Origin of the sequence: Vreelandella sp. 21 (genome assembly GCF_050995515.1) — a bacterium.
In the GTDB taxonomy this organism is placed as follows: Bacteria; Pseudomonadota; Gammaproteobacteria; order Pseudomonadales; family Halomonadaceae; genus Vreelandella; species Vreelandella alkaliphila.
The window spans coordinates 1-17,763 of record NZ_CP194673.1 but is presented as its reverse complement, the minus strand read 5'-3'; the positions used below and the strand labels follow the sequence as shown (position 1 = coordinate 17,763).

Below are 17,763 nucleotides of genomic sequence, written 5' to 3'. Positions count from 1 at the left end.
CTTTATTTTTCAGCGCCAACATCACACGCGAGGATTTTCGATACGCAGTTTATTAGCTCGTCAGGAGTAATTGATGAAAGGTCTGTTTGTGATGAAACGTAACCACTGTTATCTCTCTCAAGAAACCATTCAGGTAAATATTCTTTAAAAACAACAGCTTGATTAACCCCCATTATATGAGCGACATGCGATGGACCACAATCGTTGCTAACAAATAGTTTGCAACCATTTACCAACCTAAAAAGAGTATTTACATCAGGGCTATGAATAACAGAAAACCCTTCTTGCTCAAGGATTTTCTTTTCCTCTTCTTCTTTTGGTCCTGTAAGAAAAACAATTTTTTCTGGTCTTAACTCAGAAATCTTTCTTGCTAGCTGAATATAATTAGCAAGCGACCATTTTTTTTCTTCGCCCCCAGCACCAGGAGCAAGTACAATTTTATTATTTAATACTCCATCAGACTCAATATGCTTTTTCAAACAGGGAGCAATATCTAATGCTGATGATATCCCTAGAAGGGACAAGAAAAGGTCTGCCCTGTAGGTAGTTACATCAAGAGGTACCGAGTGCGTATAAAACGTTCCAAATTTTTTAAATCCTACTCTATAAGGAATTCGCAGCTTTAACATTTGCAGAGAAGTCCCAACACTAGAAGGACGCAAGTTAAAACCAATATCGAAATTATATTTTTTATTTAAGCTAGTGGTGCTAAAGCCGTCAATCACTTCAAGCTCGTTTAAAAAACCTGCTTCAACTAGGAAATCTGCCCCTGAACTTTTAGAGATACCCACCAATTTAGCATTTGGATACCTTTCCTTAACAGCGACTAAAAAAGGAATATGAACTACATATGCACCAAAAAAAGGCCTATTATGTAAAAATATAGCGATGCATTTAACTTTTAAAAAGTCGTTCATTTAAAAACAATTTCCTTATAGACATCGAGATAACTTTCAGCCATTTTTTCTTTACTATAAAGTTCTAAAAGAAGGCGTGCATTCTCAACAGCAGACTCTCTCATCTGTTTGTTTTTTGCTAGCTTTATTATCCAGCCCTCGACTTCTTCACTATTTCCTGGTGTTACTAAAAAACCTGTTTCACCATGCTTAATTAAATCAGGAATGCCGCCAACATTACTAGCAACAATAGGCACGTTTGCATCCATAACATCTAAAAGAACTGATCCTAGCCCCTCATTGCGAGATGGAAAAACAAACAGATCCAGCGCTGGAATAAAATCACCAATATTAGGCTTAAAGCCAGCCCATACAACATTTTTTAAGTGACTGCTTTCCAAGCGAAGCTCATCCTCGTCTTCACCTCGGCCAAAAAAAACGCACAGCACTTCAGGATAGCTATGCTGTAATCGTGCTGCAGCCTCAAGCAGTGTCCGCTGACCTTTGTGACGATCAACTAGCGCACCAATATGACCGACAATAAAGCGACCTGGGTAGCTAGCGCGAAAGCGAGCAGCGACTTGAGCGTCCGCGGTAAATCCCGTCATCGCACTCGGAATCGTCAATACTTCATTCTTATTCCAGTGTGATAGCTGTTGTCGAATAATCGATGAAATAGCGACACAACGATCTGCATCACGATAGAACAGTCGATTCACCCATTTATCTTTAATGGGTGTATCCACTCGGCGAGTCACCACATAGGGTGTACCGTATATACGCTTATGCAACCACGCCCAGTGTACCGCTTTAGCTTCATGAGCATGCACCACCGATGCACGGCCGGCTTGCCTATGCCCAGCCATCTGCTGGTTAGCATCCACGAACCTTAAGTTCTCAATGCATTGAAGCTCATTACGCAATGGAGAATCTTTTCTGCATACCAGCGTTTGCTGACCTACATGCCGTTGCAAGGCTTGAATTAGCAGCGCTGTCTGGCGTTCTCCACCGCGAAAACCTTTGGCAAGGTTAACGTGAATAATATGCAAATTGCCCTCATACAAATCGTTGCCATCACCCTGGTATAGTACTGTATCTACCAACCACCAGAGCAGGGTTTGAATAAATGTCTATGGATGTGAGCGTCGTTATCATTACTCGCAATGCGGCCGCGACACTTAGCCGAACACTAGACGCCTTGACGTGCTATGACGATGTCGTGGTATATGACAACGGCTCCACAGACGAAACATGTAGCATTGTACAAGCCTACTCCAATACAACATTACACCATGGTGAATTTTTAGGCTTTGGCCCTACCAAACGTGCTGCCGTGTCGTTAGCAAAATATGACTGGATCTTATCAATAGATGCTGATGAAGCGCCGACAAAAGAGCTCAACGCTGCGATTAATGACTGGGTCGCCACTGCAACACCTCAACAGGCTGGTAAAATATTGCGCGAAAACTGGATGCTGGGTAAACCCGTTCATCACTCTGGCTGGGGAAATGACTGGTTAGTTCGACTGTTTAATCGTAACACGTGTAATTTTAATGATGCCGCTGTTCATGAGTCAGTAAACTTAGAAAAAAATACAGAAGTTTCTCCGCTTAATGGAAAAATTGAACACCTTGCCATTAACGATCTCTCCCAGTTCCTTGATAAAATAAATCGCTATTCAGATCTTCGCGCATCATCAAAAAAACTCAAGCACCACCCTTTTTCACTCATATTTCTCAAGGCACTTTTTGCATTTATACGCACTTATTTTTTTCGCCTCGGCATACTGGATGGCTGGCGAGGGCTCACTATATCTGTGGCTAATGCAAACGGTGTTTTTTGGAAATATGCCAAAAATAATGTTAATAACCGCCTATAATACGTTGTAAATTTTCTATCACGACGTGTTGATATCACTAAAGATATCTCTACTACCGGGCAGTCTCTCACCTGATCCTGTGATCAATATGCGTCCGTATTTCTTTACTCTATCAACACTCGTTTCGGGAGACGCATGCCAGCACTAAGGTCACTCAAACTTACTCCATGGTTGCCACTGCTCGTGATCGGCATCTGTCTTGGCTATGCCCTCACCGTGCTTACTCGGCTACCTTGGTGGACACTATTTTTCACAGCCGCCGTGTGGGTAGGCTTCGGCATCAAGTTACGCTGGGGAGCACCGCTAAACGCCCGCTACCGCCCGGTGTGGCCTTGGTCGCTGGTGCCGCTCAGCTTGCTAGGCATTTATATCTACTTGGCTGACAGCTTTGGCAATGTTGATTTAGGTGCGGTATTTTTCCATCTTCAAGCGGGCATGGCCGAACATGGCGGTGCTGGAAAAATGATCACTGCCGTTATTTACACAATGAGCGTAATCGCAGTGCTGGCATCCGTTACCTGGATCACGCGGCATGATCAGCGATGGCGGCTAACTGAACGCTTCGTTGCACTTCTCTTATTAGCAGCAAATCCAATGCTCTACGGTTTAGGGCAGCGCAGCGCAGCCATTGTAACGGACGATGGTGCTTGGCTAGATCGCCGTTACGTGCCGCCGCCCACGGAAGATCAAACCAATGCGCCTAACCTTCTGGTGATGTATCTGGAAAGCATTGAGCGTACGTATAGCAATGAACTATTTGGTGATGCTTACGCTGACTTAACCGCGTTAGGCGAACGCGGGCTGGTCTTTGAAGGTATCCAGCAAATGGAAAACACCGGCTGGACCATGGCAGGCATGATTGCTAGCCAGTGTGGCGTGCCGCTGATGCCTGCGGGACTTTTGCACGACAGTCAGTTCGAGCCGATTTCCAAAGTAGTTCCCGGCGTCGATTGCCTGGGTGATGTGTTAGCGGCTCAAGGCTATCGGCTTAGCTACTTGGGTGGAGCTAGTGCTCAGTTTGCCGGTAAAGGACTTTTCTATCGCGGCCATCAGTTTAATACGGTAAAGGGAAAGGAAGAGCTTTCAGCGCAACTCAATGACCCAGAATACATAAATAGCTGGGGTCTATACGATGACACACTTTACGATTTTACTGTGGATGAGATTCGTCGTTTGAGTGAAGAGGATGACGGCCCATGGGCAGTGGTTAATCTAAGCATTGCTGGCCACGCCCCTAACGGTTTTCCCTCCCAGACATGCCTAGACCGTCAGGGTGAATTCGATGGCCAAGATATCTTATATTCGGTGAAATGTTCAGCAAGTCAGGCGCGTGACCTTATTGAGCGTCTTGAACAAGAAGGCTTGCTCGAAAATACATTGGTTGTCGTTCTCAGCGACCACCTAACGATGCGAGTGTCGGTTTGGGATCAACTGACAACACTAGATCGAGACAATACGCTGATCATGCTGGGCGAAGGTATCTCACCGCTGACAGTGCATCGGGGGGCGACAATGTTAGACGTATTCCCGACTATTTTGGACGCGATGGGCCTACCGCTTAACGATAACCGTGCAGGGCTTGGGGCATCTCTACTTAGCAGTCAACCAACGCTGGTTGAAACGCATGGGCTTGAGGTGCTTAACGAGCGGCTCCGGGAAGAGACCGCATTACAGCACCGTCTTTGGGAAGGACTGACCCCTCAACGGCGCGAACCTCAAGAAAGCGCCGACCAACAAGTCATAGAAACGCCTGCTGATCAGGCTGATGAAGTCGAGATTATGCGCTAACGTTAGCGCCGTTAGCACGCTGACTATCGACACTCATCGCTCGGTACACTTGCTCCACGCCTAAATCATTCAGACAGTTGGTATGCCCCAGCGGGCAGGTACGCTTAAAGCAAGGTGAGCAGGAAAGCGCCAGATAGTGAATGACAGCATTGTCGGTTAGGGGTGGTGTGTAAGCAGGAGATGAAGAACCGTACAGAGCGTGAATGCGTACGCCTACCGCGGCGGCAACGTGCATTAAGCCTGAATCGTTGGTGACCACCTGACGGCAGTCTGCCAATAGATCTACCGCATCCGCCAATTGGGTTTTGCCGCATAAGTTATGCGCATGGGGCAACCCTTTCACAATGCTATCTCCGGCGGCATGATCTTTCGGCCCGCCAAACACACGCACCTCAAACCCATCCTTAACCAGTCGCACCGCTAACGCATGGAAATAGCCTAACGGCCACTGTTTAGCTGGCCCGTACTCCGCTCCGGGCATCATACCAATAGCTGGACGCGACGATAGCGCGTGAGTAAGGCGTAAATTGACCAAGTTATTTCGATCAATCGTTAAACGCGGTGTCGGAATCTCAAATTCGCCTTGTATGGCTTCTTCCAGCGGCAGACCCAGAGAAACAAACCGCTTAACCGTTTGATCCAACACCTGCTTATCCAGCTTGCGGCGCTCTTTCAATAAGCCATAACGGTGTTCACCCAAAAAGCCGATACGCTCGGGAATACGCGCCATAAAGGGCACCAGCGCCGCTTTCCAAGAGCGCGGCAGAACAATGGCACGATCAAAGCGTCCTCGTAGACGGGCAGCCAGCTCACGGCGGCTGGCAAGGCCAAATTCACCATGCCCCACTGCCAATGGAAGCACCTCGTCTACCTCAGGCATACGCTCCAAAATAGGCTGTGACCATGCCGGAGCGACCACCCCAAGGGTTGCCCCTGGGTTACGGTCTTTCAAGGTCATAAACAGGCTTTGCGCCATCACCATATCGCCGACCCACGAAGGGCCGACCACCAATATGCGCTTGGCAGAATTAGCCATTTAGCCACTCCAAGTAGGCTTTCACACCCTGGGCAACGGTTTTGAACTCAACATCGCAACCAGAGGCACGCAGATTGCTGATATCTGCACGAGTGTAACTTTGATAGCGGCCTTTTAGTTCTTCAGGGAAAGGTATGTAGTCAATTTCACCCTGACCATAAAAGTCGATTACAGCCTCGCCAATGGCCTTGAATGGTTCTGCCCGTCCGGTGCCCAAATTAAAAATACCGGACGCATGAGGGTTATCTAAAAACCACAGATTGACGTCGACCACATCGCCAACGAAAACAAAGTCGCGACTCTGCATTCCCGCCTCATAACCGCCGTAAGCCCCAAACAGCTTTAACGTTTCCCCATTTCGAATTTGTAAATGGTTATGGTAGGCGACACTCGCCATCTTGCCCTTATGCTGTTCACGAGGGCCATAAACATTGAAATAGCGAAAGCCAACCACTTGTGTCGTCAACTCATCCCAGCGAGAGCGCACGTGCTGATCAAACAATAACTTAGAGTAGCCATAGACGTTGAGCGGTTTTTCGTGCTCAGGCGCCTCTTTAAATACCTCACTACCGCCGTAAGTAGCCGCCGATGATGCGTATAGAAATGGAATGCCTAACGCTTCACAGTAGTTAAGCAGCACTTTTGAGTACTCGAAGTTATTCTCCATCATGTAGTGCCCATCCCACTCCGTCGTATCGGAGCACGCACCCTCATGGAAAATAGCATTGATGGTCGGCAAATCGACCGACTCACCTCGCAATGCCGCCTTAATCCGCGCTAGAAAATCATCTTTATCCAGATAATCAGCCAACGTGCAGTCAGCTAAATTGACGAACTTAGTGCCGTCACGCAGGTCATCAACCACCATCACATCATCGCGGCCACGAGCGTTCAGCGCTTTGACAATATTGGCACCTATAAAACCAGCCCCGCCTGTTACAACGATCATCTCGTTCTCCTTACCAAAAGCAGCTCTGTTGGCTAACGTGCCTATAACCCATCTCTCTGTGATTGTATACTTGACGGCCTATGAATTCATGGCCAACGGTGCTTTCCGCGATGAGTGTCTCGACAAACCAATCGACACCCGATGTGTCGACATTTCAAGGCTTGATCCTTGCTCTGCAGCAATACTGGGCAGAACAGGGCTGTGTCATTCTCCAACCTCTCGATATGGAAGTCGGCGCGGGCACCTTCCACCCTGCCACTTTCCTACGGGCAATTGGTCCAGAAACCTGGAACGCGGCCTATGTGCAGCCTTCCCGCCGCCCAACAGACGGCCGCTACGGTGAAAACCCTAACCGCCTACAACACTATTACCAGTTTCAGGTGGTAATGAAGCCATCGCCCAGCAATCTGCAGGATCTCTATTTAGGTTCTTTAAAGCGCCTGGGGCTCGATCCTCTCGTTCATGACGTGCGCTTCGTGGAAGATAACTGGGAATCCCCTACCCTAGGTGCCTGGGGCCTTGGTTGGGAAGTGTGGCTCAACGGTATGGAAGTCACTCAGTTTACTTATTTCCAGCAGGCAGGCGGCATTGAATGCTACCCCGTTACTGGTGAGCTCACCTACGGGCTTGAGCGTATCGCCATGTACCTGCAAAACGTCGATAGCGTATATGACTTGGTATGGGCCATCGCTCCCGACGGCAGCAAGGTCAGTTACGGCGATGTTTATCTTCAAAATGAACGCGAGCAGTCGGCGTATAACTTTGAGCATGCTGACGTTGATCAGCTATTTGCCTCCTTTGACCACCAGGAAAAAGAGTGCAGTAAGCTCCTGGTAGCTAATCTACCGCTGCCTGCCTACGAGCAGGTTCTGAAAGCGTCCCATACGTTTAACCTGTTAGATGCTCGTCATGCAATTTCCGTGACCGAACGTCAGCGCTTTATTCTGCGCGTTCGCACCATGGCGCGGGATGTCGCCACTGCCTATTTTGAGTCTCGTAAAGCAGAAGGATTCCCGATGGCACCCGAAGCCCTACGCCGCGAACTACTAGCCGACCAGGGAGACGCATAATGGCTGTTGATACGCTTCTATTAGAACTAGGTGCCGAAGAGCTTCCCCCCGCTGCGCTAGATACACTTTCCGATGCATTTGCTGCTGGCATCGAAAAAGGCCTGCAAGAAGCCGAGATTTCCTTTCAAAGCATCGCCGCTTACGCAACCCCGCGACGTTTAGCAGTACAGGTTACCGGGCTTGCAGACAAGCAGCCTGACCGTGAGGTTGAGCGTCGTGGCCCTGCCCTAGCCGCTGCATTCAAGGACGGCGTGCCCACCAAAGCAGCCGAAGGTTTCGCGCGTTCTTGCGGCGTCAGCGTTGATGAGCTGATTCACCTAGAAACCGATAAAGGTACTTGGCTTGGTTTCCGCGAACAGCAGCAAGGCGAGACTGTACAGGCGCTGCTGCCAGAGATGGTTCGCAAAACGCTACAATCGCTACCGGTACCTAAGAATATGCGCTGGGGTTCGTCACGCGTTGAGTTCTCCCGCCCAGTTCACTGGCTAGTTGCCCTGTATGGCAGCGACGTCATTGCCGCAGAAGCGCTTGGCCTTCAGGCTAGCCGTACCACCTTTGGCCACCGCTTCCATGCGCCAGATGCCATACAGCTTGAACACGCCGATGACTACCTAGCCGCACTGGAAAATGCCTACGTCCTAGCCGATCGCCAACGGCGCCGCGAACGCATTCGTGAACAGGTATTAGCTGAAGCTGAGGTTCAAGAAGCCAATGCCGTTATCGACGAAGAGTTGTTGGTAGAAGTCAGTGGCCTGGTCGAATGGCCAGTCGCATTAACCGGCAGCTTCGATGAACGCTTTCTGGAAGTGCCCGCCGAGTGCTTAATCTCGTCCATGAAGGCTAACCAAAAGTACTTCCACCTGCTGGATGACCAAGGCAAGCTGAAACCGCTGTTCATTACTATTTCGAACATCGACAGCGCTGATCCGCAACAGGTGATTTCCGGCAATGAAAAAGTCATTCGCCCACGCCTGGCCGATGCGGCCTTCTTCTACGAAACTGACCGGAAGCGTACGCTCGCCTCACGTATTCCTCAGTTGGAAAGCGTGGTATTCCAACAACAGTTAGGTACGTTGGCTGACAAAGCACGTCGTAGCACAGCGATAGCAACGTATATTGCCGAGCATATTAATGCAGATGTGAGCCACGCCCAGCGCGCAGTGGCACTGGCCAAGTGCGATTTGGTCACCGAGATGGTGCTCGAGTTCCCAGAACTTCAGGGCATTATGGGCCGCTATTATGCCGAACAGGATGGTGAGCCAGCGGAGGTTGCTCAGGCATTAGAAGAGCAGTACCTGCCCCGCTTTGCCAGTGACGACATTCCTCAAAGCCTTGCAGGCCAAGCGCTAGCATTGGCTGACCGTCTAGATACTCTTGTTGGCATCTTTGGTATTGGCCAGCGCCCAACCGGCGCAAAGGATCCGTTTGCCCTACGCCGAGCCTCTATTGGTGTGTTAAACATCCTGGTCAAAGGTCAGCTTAATTTAGATCTTCGCGAGCTACTCAGCGTAGCCGCAGAACAGCACCAAGGCCTGCCTAAGGCTGAAGGCTTGGTGGAAGATGTATTGACCTACATGCTGGACCGCTTCCGCGCCTGGGGCCAAGAAGAAGGTATTAGTGCTGAAATGTACTTGGCAGTACGCGCTCGCCCAGTAACCAAACCGCTGGATTTTGCTCGTCGCTTACGTGCCGTTAAGGCCTTTGCACAGCGGGAAGAAGCCGCTGCTTTGGCTGCTGCGAACAAGCGGGTTTCTAATATCCTGAGCAAGCAGGAACACAACGGTAGCATTCAGGTAGATCAGAGCCTGCTGCAGGAAGAAGCCGAGAAGACGCTATTCAATGCAGTAACGGCCAGCCAACAGCAAGTAGCTCCGTTATTTTCAGCAGGCGACTACCAGCAGGCACTAGATGCATTGGCAACACTACGTGAACCTGTCGATGCTTTCTTCGATCAGGTAATGGTGATGGCCGATGACGACGCTGTCCGTCATAACCGCTTGGCATTGCTTGCCAGTCTGCAAGCGCTGTTCCTTGAAGTGGCGGATATTTCCCAGCTGCCACAATAAGACACTGTGCCGCTATCGGTTCACTCAGCTCAAATCGCAACAGAAAGCCCGGCTGCTCGAAAGCCGGGCTTTTTTGCTTTTCAAATTTGTATTACCTCTTTTCTCCAGACTAAACTCGGAGTTATGCCGACTAATTGTTTCACGTGAAACACCAAGGTAAAATTAGAAGCGTAATCACAGCGCCATTTCCTTGTAAAAGGTCGATGGTCATAACTTGCTTTTATCGCCATGGAAACGGCCTATGTATGACTTATTTTTGCTTGATACTCTCCCTCAGCAACAGACTAACATTGCGCCTTATACGCTTAACACACAAAGAGTATGGCTAAAAAAGGCGACGAAGAGAAATTCACGTCTTGCCTACCTGCCGCTTACCCTATTAGCTAAGTGGCTAAGTATCGAAGCGCTTAAACCAGTCCCTAACTTAGGGGGTGAACAAAGCGTTGCCTTAGAAGCCGCTCGAATTAAATCTCTCTCAAAGGCGGGAATAGCAGTCCCGACTATATTAGCTGAAACTCCCCAAGCATTACTTCTTGCTGATGTAAGTGACACAGAAGAGCCTTCTCAAACGCTGCTAGATAAATTACTGACTGCCAAAAGTGTCAATGAAATTGATCACTACCTTCAGATGAGCACTCAGGCGCTGAATGATGTTCACGCAAAACAGTGTTACCTAAGCGAAGCCTTTGCCCGAAATATATTGGTCAATAAAGAGGGTATTGTCTTTATCGATTTTGAGACCGATCCAGGTACCTATCATGAACTGACGAACTGCATGGTCCGCGATTGGCACTGCTTTATTTTCTCTCTCTATGGCAAACTAAGCACTCGTGACCCTCATATTGAGCGTTTAACGCCAGCCCTACTTGACGGATTGAGACAGTCGCAACCAGAGGTTCAAGAACGCTTCATTAGTACGCTCTCACGTTTTAAGCGCTTAGGTCGTATCCCCTTTCATCGTTTAGGTAGTGATGGAAAGAAAATTGCAGTCACCCTTAATGCACTGTCCATTCTTGACCAACAGCTACGTAGCCAATAGAAGGACGCTATGTCCATTACCTCAGACTCATCAAGGCTCCCTGCAGCCTGCCTAGTCATTCTTGATCGTGACGGTGTTATCAATCACGATTCTGATGCTTATATTAAATCACTAGAAGAGTGGGTCCCCTACCCTTCAGCGATCAATGCTATTGCACAACTAAACAAGGCAGGATATACCGTGGCAATAGCTACCAATCAGTCGGGTATTGCACGGGGCTATTACGATGAGGCAACGCTCCATTCAATGCATGATCGCTTAATAGCACTGGTTGAAGCGAAAGGTGGACGTATTGCCCATATTGCTTACTGCCCTCACGGCCCCGATGATCAATGCGCTTGTCGAAAACCCTTGCCAGGATTACTTTTGCAAATTCAGCAGCAATTAGGAATGGATAGCCTCACCGGCAGTTGGATGGTTGGTGACAGCCTACGAGATCTCAAAGCGGGTGAATCAGTAGGATGTCGTCCAGTGTTGGTCAGAACAGGTAAAGGAGAGAAAACGCTAGCCAGTCATGCTAATCTTGAAAATACGCTTGTTTATCCAGATCTAGCTGCATTTGCAGATTGGCTATGCCAATAGCAGTAATGGGGTTTCTTTCTTCCGTCCCCTTCCTCTCTCTACTCTAGACACGCAAAAAAAACGCCGCTCCCATTTAATTAGGCGCGGCGTTTTATTTTTCATTTGACTGAGTTTATTAGTGCCTATCGCACTGTTTCACGTGAAACACACGCTGATAAACACATCAGACATCAAGATTAGCAACTAGCGCATTCGTCTCGATAAAATCACGGCGAGGCTCAACTTCATCCCCCATTAACGTGTTGAACATCATATCGGCAGCAACCGCATCTTCAATGGTTACTCGCAGCATACGACGGCTGTCGGGATCCATGGTGGTTTCCCACAGCTGATCGGGGTTCATTTCCCCCAGTCCTTTATAGCGCTGGAAAGAGAGCCCACGCTGCCCCTCTTGCATCAACCAAGCCAGCACTTCAGAGAAGTGTGTGACTGGCTTCTGACGCTCACCACGGGCAATGTAAGCACCTTCTTCAAGCAACCCGTTCAACGTCTCACCGAGGCCCGTAATGGCTCGATAATCAGTACTCTCAAAGAAGTCCAGTCCCCACACATACTCAGTTGTAACGCCGTGGGCAATCAAAGACACCGCTGGCAAGTGCAAACCGCGCTCGCTATCTTCATGCAGATAGAACTGGTAACGCGGTCCGCCTTCATAGGCCACCATGTCATCCATTGCTTTCTGTAGCTCAGCAATCCAATTTTCCATGGTGACACGGTCTTTAAGACTAACTTCGCCTTGAAGCGCCGTTGCATGTACAGCTTGCTTGAGCACTGCGATAGGATATACCCGCGCAAGGCGGTCAATCCGCTTCATCACATTTCGGTATTGAGTAACCAATGCTTCTAGCTGCGAACCAGCGATACCAGGCGCATCAGCATTGACATATAACCCAGCCCCATCTAATGCAGTGGTGGTCAGGTAGTCGGTCATTGCCTGTTCATCTTTCAGGTAGAGCTCTTGCTTACCCCGCTTAATTTTATAAAGAGGGGGCTGAGCAATAAAGATGTGACCACGCTCAATCAATTCAGGCATCTGACGGAAAAAGAACGTTAGCAGTAACGTGCGAATGTGCGAACCGTCAACGTCGGCATCCGTCATAATAATGACTGAATGGTAACGTAGCTTATCGGGATTAAACTCTTCGCGACCAATACCACAGCCTAACGCTGTAATCAGCGTTCCGACTTCTGCTGATGACAGCATCTTATCGAAGCGCGCTTTCTCAACGTTTAGTATCTTACCTTTCAGCGGCAAAATTGCCTGGGTACGACGATCACGCCCCTGCTTAGCACTGCCACCAGCCGAGTCACCCTCCACCAGATATAGTTCTGATTGGCTTGGATCTTTCTCTTGGCAGTCAGCAAGCTTTCCAGGTAGCCCAGCTATATCGAGCGCACCCTTACGGCGAGTCATATCCCGTGCTTTACGAGCGGCTTCTCGCGCCCGTGCAGCATCTAGCATCTTGTTAACGATCGATTTAGCTTCGTTAGGCTTCTCGATCAGATAGTCAGCAAATAGCCGCCCCATTTCTTGCTCAACCGCCGTTTTAACTTCGCTGGAAACCAGCTTGTCTTTGGTTTGAGACGAGAATTTAGGGTCGGGAACTTTAACAGAGATAATAGCGGTCAAGCCTTCACGAGCATCGTCGCCCGACGTATTGACCTTGGATTTTTTCAACAGCCCCTGAGCTTCGATATAGTGGTTAAGCGTTCGCGTAAGCGCGGCACGAAAACCCGCTAAGTGGGTTCCACCATCTCGCTGAGGAATATTATTGGTGTAGCAAAAAATGTTTTCAGTGAAGGCCTCGCTCCACTGCATCGCCACTTCTACTTCAACGCCATCTTCTCGCACTGCATTGAAATGAAAGACGGGATTCAGAACTGTTTTATTTTTATTCAGGTGGTCAACAAATGCCTTCAAACCACCTTCATAATGAAACAGCTCCTCTTTGCCGCTACGCTCATCCATTAAACGGATAGCAACGCCTGAGTTCAAGAATGAAAGTTCACGTAGGCGCTTGGCGAGAATATCGTAGTGAAATTCGATATTCGCAAAGGTATTCGGTGATGGACGAAAATGTACACGAGTGCCACTTTTTTCCGTTTTACCGACAACACCTAGTGGCGCTTGAGGTACACCGTGATGATAGACCTGCTCAAACACTTCCCCTTGACGCCAGATGGTTAGCCGCAGTTCTTCCGAAAGCGCGTTAACAACCGACACCCCTACACCGTGTAGACCGCCTGACACTTTGTATGAATTATCATCAAACTTACCGCCAGCGTGTAGCACTGTCATGATAACTTCTGCGGCTGAGACGCCTTCGCCTTCATGCAGCTCGGTGGGAACACCACGGCCATTATCACTTACCGTTACTGATTCATCCGGGTGGATAACCACACGAATTTCACTACAGTGACCTGCCAGAGCTTCATCGATGGAGTTATCCACCAGCTCGAAAACCATATGGTGCAGCCCGGTGCCGTCGTCGGTATCGCCGATATACATGCCTGGGCGCTTGCGCACTGCGTCTAGCCCTTTGAGCACCTTAATGCTTGATGAATCGTAAGCCTGCTCGCTCATTGACCACTCCGTCGTGAAGTCTGTCTCGTTCCGTGTCGCCTACCCGTCCGGCAGTAATTGGCTTAACCCTTGACTGGACTGTTTCACGTGAAACATCCCGACATCTGTTGAGGGTTCCCATATACCACGAAGCGCGGAGGGTTCGACGCTTGTAATAAATGCCTGACACTGCATCTTTTCAAGTAAATTGCAAAACCGACCTCGGTGCGTGCTATCTAGCTCCGCTGGTAAATCGTCGATTAAGTAGATGCAGTGTCGTTGTGTGGTACTTTCCAGAAGCCGCCCCTGGGCAAGCTTTAATGCACTAACCACCAGCTTTTGCTGGCCTCTGGAAAGGACTTCAACAGCAGGCTGCTTGTTTATTCTGATTCGCAAGTCTGCTCGCTGCGGCCCCTGCTGGGTAAAGCCCATTTGCTGATCCGCTTGACGACTATCCTGCAAAACCTCCGCAAGTGCGCGCTGCTTATCCCAGCCTCTTACATAACGCAGCGTTAAATCGGGTAGAGAGATCAGCTCCTTTAAGGTTTCATCGAATACCGGCAAGAACTCGTTGAACCATGCTTGCCTGAGTGCATCCATCTTCTCCCCCCAGGTAGCTAACTCATACTCCCATACCGCTATTTCGCTTGGGACTATTCTACCACGCCTAAGGAGCGCATTCCGATGTTTCACCGCGCGACGCGTTCGCTTCCATGCGTCGAGAAAGGAGTGTTTCACGTGAAACACTCCCCAATCCAAAAACTCTCTGCGACCTGCGGGCGATCCTTCGAGAAGGCGAAAGGCATCTGGATTTATTAGCTGCAACGGCATAGCTTCAACCAGTTCGGCCAAGCGGACGCCTTTCTCTCCACGCAAACGCAACTCTAGCTCGCGCTGTGCGCGCATTCTTCTCACACCAAGCGTAACCTCAGGGTCTCCTGCCAAACGGCCGTAGAGCGTCATATAGGGCGCCTCAGACTGTATAGCATGTTTAAGCTGGCGAGTCCGGAAAGAGCGCCCCATTCCTAAGATATGAATACCTTCCAGCAGGCTTGTTTTACCACTGCCGTTAACGCCGTATATCACATTAATACGGGATGCAGGGCACATCTCAACTGGCGCTAAATTACGCAGCCCCTGAAGATTTAACCGAGACACACTCATTAACGACTGCCAGTAAATAAGACCATAAAACCTGCCATCCTTTAAAACGCGAAAACGGCGCTTCTGCCATCAGAAGCGCCGCCCTCATTAGCCAGCTATTGCGGGCTATAGCCGCATCGGCATAACAACATAAAGCGCATCACCGCCGCCAGGTTCTTCTAACAGCGCACTGCTGTTGGGATCTGCCAGCGTCATCTGCACTCGATCCTCATCCAGTACCGAAAGCACGTCTACTAAGTAACCTACGTTAAAGCCAACTTCCATGGCTCCGCCATTATACTCAACGGCCACATTCTCTTCGGCTTCTTCCTGTTCAGGATTATTGGCCATTACTTTAAGATTGTTTTCCTCAAGGTACAGACGCACACCACGATATTTCTCATTCGAGAGAATAGCAGTACGTGAAAGCACCTGACGCAATTCAGCACGCTCAGCGATTAGTACTTTATCGCCATTGCGCGGCACTACACGCTCGTAGTCAGGGAATTTGCCGTCAATCAGCTTAGAGGTAAACGTAAAGTCGCCTGTATGAGCGCGAACATGGGTTGAACCCAAGGTAAGACTTACCGGCTCATCGCTATCATCCAACAAGCGGGAAAGCTCTAGGATGCCTTTACGCGGCACAATAAGCTTTTGCGCTTGGTCAACCACAATATCGATAGGCCGTGAGCACATAGCCAAGCGGTGCCCATCAGTGGCAACGGTGCGCAACAAATTACTTTGAATTTCGAGCAGCATGCCGTTCAGATAATAGCGAACATCCTGCTGGGCCATTGCAAAAGACGTTGACTCAATCAGGTGCTTCAATGTCCCTCTGGGCACACTAAGCTCCTGACTACCATCAGCATCTTCAATATTTGGAAACTCTGCAACGGGCAGCGTCGAAAGCGTAAAGCGCGAACGACCACTGCGCAGTACGGCACGCCCCTCTTCTACCGCCAACTGAATCTCGGATTGATCAGGCAACGATTTACAGATATCCATTAGCTTACGAGCAGGAACCGTGGCAGCACCCTCTTGATCAACTTGGCTCGCCACGGTACGGCCCACTAGCTCTACTTCTAGGTCGGTACCGGTTAATGCTACCTGATCCCCTTCTACTTGGATCAGTACATTAGAAAGTACTGGTAGCGTTTGGCGCCGTTCGACTACGCCCGCCACCAGAGTCAGCGGGCGAAGCAACGCCTCTCGGGAAATAGTAAATTTCATCGGTACTCCGGTTTCTATCCTGAAAGGCCCGCAATGCAGGCCCAAACGATAACGGTTAACTAGTTAGCAGGCGAAGAAGATTCTTGTAATCTTCACGAATATCCGCATTTTCCTCTTGCAGCGCTTTTACCTTACGACAAGCGTGCAACACGGTCGTGTGATCACGGCCACCAAAGGCATCGCCTATTTCCGGCAAGCTGTGATTTGTCAGCTCTTTAGCTAGCGCCATAGCAACTTGCCTCGGCCGTGCGACGGAACGAGAGCGACGTTTAGAAAGCAGATCGGCAACTTTAATTTTGTAATATTCGGCAACCGTTCGCTGAATATTATCAACCCCTACCTGCTTATCTTGAAGCGCTAACAGGTCTTTAAGCGATTCGCGAATAAAGTCCTGGGTAATGGTTTTACCCATAAAATGCGAATCTGCAATCACCTTTTTCAGCGCACCTTCAAGCTCGCGGACGTTTGAGCGAATCTTCTGAGCAATAAAGAAGGCAGCGTCGTGTGGAAGATCAACTTTCGCCTGATCTGCTTTTTTCATTAATATTGCTACGCGGGTTTCAAGCTCTGGCGGCTCAATCGCCACTGTCAGGCCCCAGCCAAAGCGCGATTTCAGACGCTCCTCCACACCACTAATCTCTTTTGGATAGCGGTCAGAGGTAAGTATCATTTGCTGCCCACCCTCTAATAATGCATTAAAGGTATGGAAGAACTCTTCCTGGGAACGCTCTTTTCCAGCAAAAAACTGAATATCATCAATAAGTAACGCATCAACGCTGCGATAAAAGCGCTTGAAGTCGTTAATCGCATTTAACTGCAGTGCTTTCACCATATCCGCGACAAAGCGTTCAGAGTGTAGATACACCACACGGGCATTTTCACGGCGGCCAGCCAGGGCGTTACCGACAGCGTGCATCAAGTGTGTTTTACCTAAACCAACGCCACCGTATAAAAACAGCGGGTTATAGGCACCGCCAGGGTTTTCAGATACCTGACGAGATGCCGCACGAGCGAGCTGGTTCGATTTACCTTCAACAAAGGTATCGAAGGTAAAATTAGGATTAAGACCACTACCATGTTTTAGGCTGCCTTCAACCTGTACCTGGCGCTCATTTCCTCGCCGATTCGGTGACTCTTCACGCAGTTGATCAATTTCTCGCTCATCAGCAAGGTCTCCCCTTGGCGGCGTATGAACCGCAGGCGATGCTTGCCTTGAGGGAGATGCTGAGACCGGATTACCCAAATCTCTTGGCTGCGGGGCAGGAGCAGCCACACGGCGGCTACCTACCGTCAAACTGACTTTGGGAGGCTTGGATGGCGCAAGTTCTCGCATCAGCTCGCTGATACGCTTTGAATACTTATCACTCACCCAGTCGCGCACAAAGCGATTCGGCGCCAACAAGCGCAGCTCATTGGTCTCTCCTTCTTCTGCCTGCAGCGGACGTATCCAGGTATTGAACTGCTGTGAATTCAGTTCGTCCTGCAGGTAGTCCAGGCACTGTTGCCAAAGCGCGAGTGACAC

At 49.4% G+C, this 17,763-nt stretch carries 14 protein-coding genes; 6 read left to right on the top strand and 8 right to left on the bottom strand.

All coding sequences use genetic code 11. The features are described from left to right. Window positions 1-2 precede the first annotated feature (2 nt). Both ACN06F_RS00070 and ACN06F_RS00065 read right to left on the bottom strand, forming a co-directional pair. Window positions 3-917, bottom strand: a complete 915-nt coding sequence (locus ACN06F_RS00070) for a glycosyltransferase family 9 protein (RefSeq protein ID WP_120385988.1) — start codon at window positions 915-917, stop codon at window positions 3-5. Then, entirely contained in the window at window positions 914-1,945 is a 1,032-nt protein-coding gene (locus ACN06F_RS00065; RefSeq protein ID WP_120385989.1) for a glycosyltransferase family 4 protein, read from the bottom strand. The genes ACN06F_RS00070 and ACN06F_RS00065 overlap by 4 nt, the downstream gene beginning before the upstream one ends. Window positions 1,946-2,022: 77 nt before the next feature. Here ACN06F_RS00065 and ACN06F_RS00060 point away from each other — a divergent pair, with 77 nt between their 5' ends. Together ACN06F_RS00060 and ACN06F_RS00055 are read left to right on the top strand one after the other, a co-directional pair. Continuing rightward, window positions 2,023-2,775, top strand: a complete 753-nt coding sequence (locus ACN06F_RS00060) for a glycosyltransferase family 2 protein (protein WP_038479964.1) — start codon at window positions 2,023-2,025, stop codon at window positions 2,773-2,775. Between the two features lie 135 nt (window positions 2,776-2,910). Next, window positions 2,911-4,563, top strand: a complete 1,653-nt coding sequence (locus tag ACN06F_RS00055; protein ID WP_038479963.1) for a sulfatase-like hydrolase/transferase — start codon at window positions 2,911-2,913, stop codon at window positions 4,561-4,563. On the opposite strand, the gene waaF is transcribed toward ACN06F_RS00055, so the two are convergent. Then, window positions 4,553-5,599 carry a lipopolysaccharide heptosyltransferase II gene (gene waaF, locus ACN06F_RS00050; RefSeq protein WP_120385991.1) on the bottom strand — a complete coding sequence of 349 codons (1,047 nt, stop codon included), beginning with the start codon at window positions 5,597-5,599 and terminating at the stop codon, window positions 4,553-4,555. The two genes, ACN06F_RS00055 and waaF, sit on opposite strands and share 11 nt — an antisense overlap. Continuing rightward, entirely contained in the window at window positions 5,592-6,548 is a 957-nt protein-coding gene (gene rfaD, locus ACN06F_RS00045; RefSeq protein WP_433924476.1) for an ADP-glyceromanno-heptose 6-epimerase, read from the bottom strand. The genes waaF and rfaD overlap by 8 nt, the downstream gene beginning before the upstream one ends. A 110-nt stretch (window positions 6,549-6,658) precedes the next feature. Here rfaD and glyQ point away from each other — a divergent pair, with 110 nt between their 5' ends. The 4 genes from glyQ to gmhB all read left to right on the top strand — a co-directional run bounded on the left by glyQ (window position 6,659) and on the right by gmhB (window position 11,305). Beyond that, a complete protein-coding gene (gene glyQ / locus ACN06F_RS00040) occupies window positions 6,659-7,618 on the top strand; it encodes a glycine--tRNA ligase subunit alpha (RefSeq protein WP_231657701.1) in 960 nt (319 codons plus the stop codon). Next, window positions 7,618-9,684, top strand: coding sequence for a glycine--tRNA ligase subunit beta (gene glyS, locus ACN06F_RS00035; RefSeq protein WP_433924475.1), 2,067 nt, complete (start codon window positions 7,618-7,620; stop codon window positions 9,682-9,684). The genes glyQ and glyS overlap by 1 nt, the downstream gene beginning before the upstream one ends. 241 nt (window positions 9,685-9,925) lie before the next feature. Next, a complete protein-coding gene (locus tag ACN06F_RS00030) occupies window positions 9,926-10,723 on the top strand; it encodes a hypothetical protein (RefSeq protein WP_433924474.1) in 798 nt (265 codons plus the stop codon). A 9-nt stretch (window positions 10,724-10,732) separates the two neighbouring features. Next, window positions 10,733-11,305 (top strand): D-glycero-beta-D-manno-heptose 1,7-bisphosphate 7-phosphatase, encoded by a 573-nt coding sequence (gene gmhB, locus ACN06F_RS00025; protein ID WP_433924473.1) that lies wholly within the window; start codon window positions 10,733-10,735, stop codon window positions 11,303-11,305. Window positions 11,306-11,468: 163 nt separating this feature from the next. Here gmhB and gyrB read toward each other — a convergent pair whose 3' ends face one another. The 4 genes from gyrB to dnaA all read right to left on the bottom strand — a co-directional run bounded on the left by gyrB (window position 11,469) and on the right by dnaA (window position 17,763). After that, the gene (gene gyrB / locus ACN06F_RS00020) at window positions 11,469-13,889 is read right to left on the bottom strand and encodes a DNA topoisomerase (ATP-hydrolyzing) subunit B (RefSeq protein WP_038479945.1); all 2,421 of its coding nucleotides are present in this window, start codon (window positions 13,887-13,889) and stop codon (window positions 11,469-11,471) included. A gap of 39 nt (window positions 13,890-13,928) precedes the next feature. Then, complete coding sequence (gene recF / locus ACN06F_RS00015; protein ID WP_433924472.1) at window positions 13,929-15,032, bottom strand: DNA replication/repair protein RecF; 1,104 nt, start codon at window positions 15,030-15,032, stop codon at window positions 13,929-13,931. A gap of 105 nt (window positions 15,033-15,137) precedes the next feature. Beyond that, the gene (gene dnaN / locus ACN06F_RS00010; protein ID WP_009723350.1) at window positions 15,138-16,241 is read right to left on the bottom strand and encodes a DNA polymerase III subunit beta; all 1,104 of its coding nucleotides are present in this window, start codon (window positions 16,239-16,241) and stop codon (window positions 15,138-15,140) included. Between the two features lie 55 nt (window positions 16,242-16,296). Then, window positions 16,297-17,763, bottom strand: a complete 1,467-nt coding sequence (dnaA, locus tag ACN06F_RS00005; RefSeq protein WP_038479938.1) for a chromosomal replication initiator protein DnaA — start codon at window positions 17,761-17,763, stop codon at window positions 16,297-16,299.

What these genes read in the sequence shown, in the direction of transcription:
- ACN06F_RS00030 (WP_433924474.1), top strand. Translation starts at nt 9,926, where the DNA reads ATGTATGACTTATTTTTGCTTGATACTCTCCCTCAGCAACAGACTAAC.
- ACN06F_RS00055 (WP_038479963.1), top strand. Translation starts at nt 2,911, where the DNA reads ATGCCAGCACTAAGGTCACTCAAACTTACTCCATGGTTGCCACTGCTC.
- dnaN (WP_009723350.1), bottom strand. Translation starts at nt 16,241, where the DNA reads ATGAAATTTACTATTTCCCGAGAGGCGTTGCTTCGCCCGCTGACTCTG.
- waaF (WP_120385991.1), bottom strand. Translation starts at nt 5,599, where the DNA reads ATGGCTAATTCTGCCAAGCGCATATTGGTGGTCGGCCCTTCGTGGGTC.
- glyQ (WP_231657701.1), top strand. Translation starts at nt 6,659, where the DNA reads ATGAGTGTCTCGACAAACCAATCGACACCCGATGTGTCGACATTTCAA.
- ACN06F_RS00070 (WP_120385988.1), bottom strand. Translation starts at nt 917, where the DNA reads ATGAACGACTTTTTAAAAGTTAAATGCATCGCTATATTTTTACATAAT.
- ACN06F_RS00060 (WP_038479964.1), top strand. Translation starts at nt 2,023, where the DNA reads ATGTCTATGGATGTGAGCGTCGTTATCATTACTCGCAATGCGGCCGCG.
- recF (WP_433924472.1), bottom strand. Translation starts at nt 15,032, where the DNA reads ATGAGTGTGTCTCGGTTAAATCTTCAGGGGCTGCGTAATTTAGCGCCA.
- gmhB (WP_433924473.1), top strand. Translation starts at nt 10,733, where the DNA reads ATGTCCATTACCTCAGACTCATCAAGGCTCCCTGCAGCCTGCCTAGTC.
- glyS (WP_433924475.1), top strand. Translation starts at nt 7,618, where the DNA reads ATGGCTGTTGATACGCTTCTATTAGAACTAGGTGCCGAAGAGCTTCCC.
- gyrB (WP_038479945.1), bottom strand. Translation starts at nt 13,889, where the DNA reads ATGAGCGAGCAGGCTTACGATTCATCAAGCATTAAGGTGCTCAAAGGG.
- rfaD (WP_433924476.1), bottom strand. Translation starts at nt 6,548, where the DNA reads ATGATCGTTGTAACAGGCGGGGCTGGTTTTATAGGTGCCAATATTGTC.